The sequence below is a fragment of the Alteromonas sp. MmMcT2-5 genome (assembly GCF_022348315.1).
GTDB classification, from domain to species: domain Bacteria; phylum Pseudomonadota; class Gammaproteobacteria; order Enterobacterales; family Alteromonadaceae; genus Alteromonas; species Alteromonas macleodii.
In genome coordinates this window covers 20,528-27,357 of sequence record NZ_JAKRFB010000057.1, presented here as the reverse complement: position 1 = coordinate 27,357, position 6,830 = coordinate 20,528, and the positions used below count along the sequence as shown (strand labels likewise).

Here is a 6,830-nt window from a genome sequence, read left to right as displayed (position 1 = left end):
ACAAACGACCTGACAGGTATTACCCCAGAGTAGTGAGGAAAAGACCGACTAAATACCCCACAAAGAAAAATGCCAGTCAGCTTAACTGACTGGCATTACGCCTATGGCGGGTATTTTATTTAATCACATACAAGCCAGTTTGATGGATGATTAATCGTAATTCGATGTATAGTTGAGCAACTGTGTTCTAAAAATTTCATGACACGAAACTATTGACAAAAATACCCGCTTGATCGTTTTGCCTCGAACTTTTATCCCCAAAGAGCAAAATTGCCTGATCCTGCACAGCTTTACGATCAAAAAAGATTAAGATCGAGCACAGTTGCTCTACAGCGCTTGATTTAACTGACATTTCGTGATCCGACCAGAAAGTAATGAAAAGATCGTGATCTGTTGTTCTATATGGCTATTAACAGACTTACCAACAAGGTTTTCCACTACTTATCCACAACGAGTAAGGTTTCTATTACTGAGTGAATCTTGCTAAAAACTGCTTGTACTCTTGTATGGCATAGTCACTTTTTAGCGTTGCGTTGTGCGTCGCACCAGGAATGACCGAAATATACTTTTCGCTACTTGATGCATCTTCTAATAGCTGCTGACTAATCGGGTAAGGCGTTATTTTGTCTTCCTCACCCACCACCAGCCATAGCGGTCCCTCATAGTGACGCAAGATTGGGGCTATTTGCATACTATGAACTTCATCGTGAAGCTTCATGTTTGTGAATGAATTAGAGAAGCCTGGCACCATGTTGGCAATTAAATCAGAGATATTATTGAAAGCGCCGTCTAATACTAAAGCGTCTATCTTTCTATTTGCAGCAACATAGCTTGCGAAATAGCTGCCTATACCTCGGCCGTGAACGATGGTGGGAATTGAGGCGTCAAACGCACTTGCTACATAGTCAAACTGGGTTAACGCATCTTGTTTAATAGCGTTAATACTTAAGTCCTTCGCTTTATCACTGGCTCCTACTCCCTGATAATCGAGCCACAATATATTAGCGGGCAACTTACCCAGTCTATGAATAACGCTGTTGTTTTCGCTTACAGGCATACGATTGTCTGCAAAGAAAACAATGTTAACAATAGGGTCAGGGTAAGAAACAGCAACGCCTCTCAAAGTTAACCCAGCGTCATTTTTCATTTCAACACGGGTTATGCCCGCTGAGGTTTTGTCTTTTTGAATTGCCGCGTGTAGCTTCGTAGTATCAAGGGGCTTTTGCTGAGTGTCTTGATAAAAGAAGGCCGAAGGGGACACGTTAATTGCGCACCCAATAAGTGACACACTTGCAACTACACTAATTACCGCGTTTTTTAAGCTCATCATTAAAGAACTGTCCGTGTTGAATGGTTATGGCGAAATTTTTATTCAGGTTACATAGGTGTAATGGTTGTGTCGCTGATTAAAAACTCGCTCAGCAAAATCAACAGTCCCACACCTATGCTAAACAAGCTGTAACAGTTTGCAACAGTTGTTCTGTTTCTTAGCGATACAAACTTTCTTATACTAAAGACAATATTACTTGCATGATTTATCTGCATAAAACAAAAATAATTTAATGAAAAGTAGAACATTTTCCATGTCTTACGCTACATCACCAGCTCGACTTATTGTTGCCTGCTGTGCCCTACCCTTACTTATTGCCTGCGAGTCTACGCCACCCGAGCTTGACTCATCATTAATTCCTGCGTCGCAGAGAAAAGACTATCAGCTAACCATGTCTAAAGCGAAAGCTTGTCCAATTAACTTGGCAGAACTAATCGACATACGGTCGAGTAAAGACTTGCTCGTTGGAAGCAGTAATGTAACAGAAGACACGCTCTATTCACTGTTACAGCAAAGCTTAGAAGCGATGAATGTCAGCCCGGATATTGAAGCAGCCAACAGCGTGAAAGTAGTACTAAACCGCGCGTTTATAAAAAGCTTAGGAAGTAATATGGTTGCCACCGTGGTGCTTAATGTTAAGTACAAACCTGACTATGCCGATGAGTATTCACCCGCCACCACCTTCAGAGGGCAAAGCATGAATGTGAACGCCAGTGTCAGTGAAAAAGAGAGCAATCAGATTGCTATCGATGCAATGAAAACCGCCATTGATGATGCCACCAAACGTATAAAGTCTTCACTGTTACACAACTGCGGTAATGCGCTAAGCGAACTAGAGGCGATATAAGCACAAGAAACTATGCAGACAACACGTCTCGCGCTTTTACCGCATCGAAATCGCGATCTACTTTCAGGTATACCGCGTTATTTTGACTGTTTAGTGTCACTTCTAATACACCAGGTACTAACATCAATTCAGCTTCGATAGTGGAAACATTTGAACCGTTAAATTCACCATGCATCATTACGCGCTTAACCCGGCTCACTTCTTTAACACCAAGAATAATAAAAAGCCAAAGCAGAGTGCTAGCAGCACCAATGCCATAAGCGAACTCTTGCGACCAAATATCGGTGACGAAACCTGAAATTACACCGCCCAAAAACGCACCGAAAAATTGAAAACTGGCGTAGAGGCCCATGGCCGTTCCTTTTTGTCCCGCAGGCGCAATGCTCGACACCAATGCAGGGAAATTCGCTTCCAAATAATTAAAGCCGGTAAAGAAAAGCACTACGGCCGCGGTAACCCACCACCAGCTATGGTCCTCTAAACTCAGCGCCAAAAACGCGCCGCCCATTAATACAACGCCGGTTACAAGGAGCGATTTAGGCGTACGGCCTCTTGCTGCCCCCATCATGATAATTAGACCTACAATTGACGCGCCTAAAACGGGTAAGTAAACCGTCCAGTGACTATCTAGCGTCATATCAAAATTCAGTAGCGTTACGGGCAGTTGAACAAACAACAGCGTTATCATCATATGTAGAATCATCACGCTGATATTTAAACGCCATAACTGAGAAGAGAAGACTAAGCGCTTTAGCTGGTCTTTTTGTGGCAGTGTATCGCCACTGCTCAGCTGCACACCGTTTGGCACTACCCATTTAACCAGCGGCATGCAAAGAATCGCCAGAATACCAGTAATACCAAACACACCAGCAAGCCCGTAGCTGTTCGCAATAAGAGGTCCTAAAATAACGGCTAAATAGAATGAAAAGCCAATGGCTATGCCTATGATAGCTAACACTTTGGCTCGCTGACTTTCCCGGCTTACATCCGTAGCCAGCGCCATTATCGCTCCTGCAATTGCCCCAGCGCCTTGAAGAATACGCCCAACAATCATCATGGCCATACTGTCGGCGTTTGCTGCGACAAAGCTTCCTAATGCAAATACAGCAAGCCCTAGCAAAATAACGGGTTTACGCCCCCATTTGTCAGACATCATACCCATAGGAATTTGCAGCGCAGCTTGGGTTAGGCCATATCCACCCACGGCAAGCCCTACCAACAGCGGCGAGTAATCCGGGTAGTCCATTGCGGCTACAGCCAACACGGGCATAACCATGAACAGCCCCATCATGCGTAATACGTAAACGGAGGCGAGTGCAAGCGCGGCGCGTAATTCCAAAGCGTTCAAAGCGTCTTTTTCCCTCAATAAATAAAATCAAAAAAACGTAAAAGCGCGCAGAGAACACTTGTTTCTGCAGCATCAAGAATAAGGTCGCGAAGTGTAGCATAAATTGCTCTTGCGCCCACTTACCTTAAATTCGATTAATACAATTGGCGTTTTCTCCCGCTCAATGGGTCGATTTAGCCTTTTTGCCTTAATAGGGGTTTAAAAGTGGGGATAAAATCACCACTTTGCAATGTCGATAAGCGAGATCTAATCGTAAGCTTATGTCCGTGAGGTGATCTGCTTACTCCGCTTACAGTATAACTTGAATGTCATATCACTTTACTTGACACCTATGGCATACTGATTCTTTTTCTCTCATTTAGGCTTCAATGGATAAAATCGAAATTCGCGGTGCTCGCACCCACAACTTGAAAAACATCGATTTAACACTGCCACGAGACAAACTGGTGGTGATAACCGGCCTTTCTGGCTCGGGTAAATCGTCTCTTGCATTCGACACGCTTTATGCAGAAGGCCAGCGTCGTTACGTTGAGTCTTTGTCTGCCTATGCTCGTCAGTTTCTATCTATGATGGAAAAACCAGATGTTGATCATATTGAGGGTTTATCACCAGCAATATCCATTGAGCAGAAATCAACATCGCATAACCCTCGTTCAACGGTGGGTACCATCACTGAAATATACGACTATCTGCGTTTGATGTTCGCGCGAGTGGGCACGCCACGCTGTCCAGACCACGATGTGCCGCTAGATGCACAAACGGTCAGCCAAATGGTCGATAAAGTGTTAGCGATGCCCGAGGGCAGTAAGTTAATGCTGCTAGCACCTATTGTTAAAGAGCGTAAAGGCGAGCACGTTAAGACGCTGCAAAACCTATCTGCTCAAGGCTTTATTCGCGCGCGAATCGACGGTGAAGTGTGTGATCTATCCGATCCGCCGCCTCTCGATTTGCACAAGAAACACACCATCGAAGTTGTGGTCGACCGCTTTAAAGTGCGCGACGATATGGCGCTGCGTTTGGCTGAATCATTCGAGACGGCGCTCAGCCTTGCTGGCGGCAACGCGGTTGTGGCTGATATGGACGATAAAGACGCAGAAGAAATTGTGTTTTCTGCTAATTTCGCCTGCCCACACTGTGGTTACAGCATCAGTGAACTAGAGCCGCGCCTGTTTTCATTTAACAACCCAGCGGGCGCCTGCCCTACCTGTGACGGCTTAGGCACAAGACAGTTCTTTGACCCCGCACGCGTAGTCGGCAATACCGAATTGAGTCTGTCTGGCGGCGCTATTCGCGGATGGGACAAGCGCAGCTATTACTATTTTCAAATGCTACAGGCAGTAGCAGACCATTATAAATTTAGCCTTACCGCGCCATTTGAAGAGCTCGATAAAAAGCACCAGGACATTGTGCTTTACGGGTCTAAAGGCAAGTCGCTGTCGTTTAAGTACATAAATGAGCGCGGCGACGTAATGGAGCGTAAGCATCCATTTGAGGGCATTATCCCAAATATGGAGCGTCGCTATCGCGAGACCGAGTCGAACTCGGTGCGTGAAGAGCTAGCAAAATATTTAAGCCAGCAGCACTGCAGTAGCTGTAACGGCACCCGTCTGCGTGTTGAAGCACGTAATGTATTTATACAAGACACCAACCTGCCAGCCATTGCTGACATGTCGATTGCCGATGCGTACGGCTTCTTCGAGACACTGAAACTTGAAGGTCAACGTGCTCAGATAGCTGAAAAGATTTTGAAAGAAATCATGGACCGCTTGCGCTTCTTGGTAAACGTAGGTCTTAACTATCTTTCTATGTCGCGCAGCGCCGATACCCTATCGGGCGGTGAAGCTCAGCGTATTCGACTGGCAAGTCAAATTGGCGCAGGCTTAGTGGGCGTTATGTACGTGCTGGATGAGCCCTCTATCGGACTTCACCAACGGGATAATGAGCGCTTACTTGGTACGCTTACGCATTTGCGTGACCTGGGTAACACTGTTCTAGTTGTAGAGCACGACGAGGATGCCATTCGCGAAGCCGATTACATTGTAGATATTGGCCCAGGTGCAGGTGTGCATGGCGGTGAGATTATCGCCGAAGGTTCGCTGGAAGATATTAAGAACAGTGAACACTCACTTACTGGAAAATACTTATCTGGTAGAGAGAAGATTGATATTCCTGCAACACGCACACCGGTTAAAGACGACAAGTGGCTAGAGCTTTTAGGCGCTACCGGCAACAACTTGAAGTCTGTTGATTTACGTATACCTACCGGTGTAATGACCTGTGTGACGGGTGTATCGGGCTCGGGTAAATCAACGCTGATTAATGACACCTTCTACAAAATTGCGCAACGCGAGCTGAACAAGGCGACCACGTCTGAACCGGCACCACATAAGTCGATGACCGGATTAGACCAGCTCGACAAAGTGGTTGATATTGACCAAAGCCCTATCGGCAGAACGCCGCGCTCTAATCCGGCGACTTACGCTGGTATTTTCACTCCAATTCGTGAAATGTTCGCTGGCACACAAGAGTCGCGTTCACGGGGTTACAAGCCTGGCCGCTTTAGCTTTAACGTGAAAGGCGGTCGCTGTGAGGCGTGTCAGGGTGACGGTGTAATTAAAGTGGAAATGCACTTTTTGCCAGACGTGTATGTGCCTTGTGACGTGTGTCAGGGCAAACGCTATAACCGTGAAACTCTTGAGATAAAGTACAAAGATAAGAACATTCACGAAGTGTTGGAAATGACGGTGGAAGATGCCCGTCAGTTCTTCGATGCTATTCCGGCTATTTCACGTAAATTGCAGACCCTCATGGACGTAGGCTTGTCATACATTCGACTAGGCCAAGCAGCCACTACGTTATCAGGTGGTGAAGCGCAGCGCGTAAAATTAGCAAAAGAGTTGTCAAAAAGAGACACTGGGCAGACGCTTTATATTTTGGATGAGCCAACCACCGGGTTGCACTTCCACGATATTAAACAGTTATTAGCCGTTCTTCACAGACTACGCGATCACGGTAATACCGTTGTGGTTATTGAGCATAATCTAGATGTGATTAAAACCGCAGACTGGATAGTTGACCTTGGACCGGAAGGTGGATCCGGAGGTGGCCAGATTATTGCAGAGGGAACACCTGAGCATGTGGCACAACAAGAAGTTTCACATACAGGTCGATTCCTGAAACCCATGCTCACACAAGCTTGAGCCGGTAACGAGGTAAATCCGTTAGCGTAAAGCGCACTCGTTTTCTATTTTGTTGCTGTGTAATTTACACAGCAACTTGTAAGAAGTGCGCGTTGACGTTTATTT

Annotated in this window: 4 protein-coding genes; 2 read left to right on the top strand and 2 right to left on the bottom strand. The window is 45.8% G+C overall.

Translation table 11 applies throughout. From position 1 onward, the window contains the following. Positions 1-466 precede the first annotated feature (466 nt). Positions 467-1,330, bottom strand: coding sequence for an alpha/beta hydrolase (locus tag MHN09_RS18070; protein WP_049587073.1), 864 nt, complete (start codon positions 1,328-1,330; stop codon positions 467-469). 232 nt (positions 1,331-1,562) lie between these two features. Between MHN09_RS18070 and MHN09_RS18065 the strand changes: the two genes are divergently transcribed. Beyond that, entirely contained in the window at positions 1,563-2,177 is a 615-nt protein-coding gene (locus MHN09_RS18065; protein ID WP_239241653.1) for a hypothetical protein, read from the top strand. Positions 2,178-2,187: 10 nt separating this feature from the next. On the opposite strand, the gene MHN09_RS18060 is transcribed toward MHN09_RS18065, so the two are convergent. Next, positions 2,188-3,525: an MFS transporter gene (locus tag MHN09_RS18060; RefSeq protein WP_168533008.1), complete on the bottom strand. Its 1,338-nt coding sequence runs from the start codon at positions 3,523-3,525 to the stop codon at positions 2,188-2,190. A gap of 368 nt (positions 3,526-3,893) precedes the next feature. Between MHN09_RS18060 and uvrA the strand changes: the two genes are divergently transcribed. Then, positions 3,894-6,725, top strand: coding sequence for an excinuclease ABC subunit UvrA (gene uvrA / locus MHN09_RS18055; protein ID WP_014975365.1), 2,832 nt, complete (start codon positions 3,894-3,896; stop codon positions 6,723-6,725). Positions 6,726-6,830: the final 105 nt, after the last annotated feature.

Excerpts from the sequence above, each read along its gene's own strand:
- MHN09_RS18070 (WP_049587073.1), bottom strand. The coding sequence starts at position 1,330 with ATGATGAGCTTAAAAAACGCGGTAATTAGTGTAGTTGCAAGTGTGTCA.
- MHN09_RS18065 (WP_239241653.1), top strand. The coding sequence starts at position 1,563 with ATGAAAAGTAGAACATTTTCCATGTCTTACGCTACATCACCAGCTCGA.
- uvrA (WP_014975365.1), top strand. The coding sequence starts at position 3,894 with ATGGATAAAATCGAAATTCGCGGTGCTCGCACCCACAACTTGAAAAAC.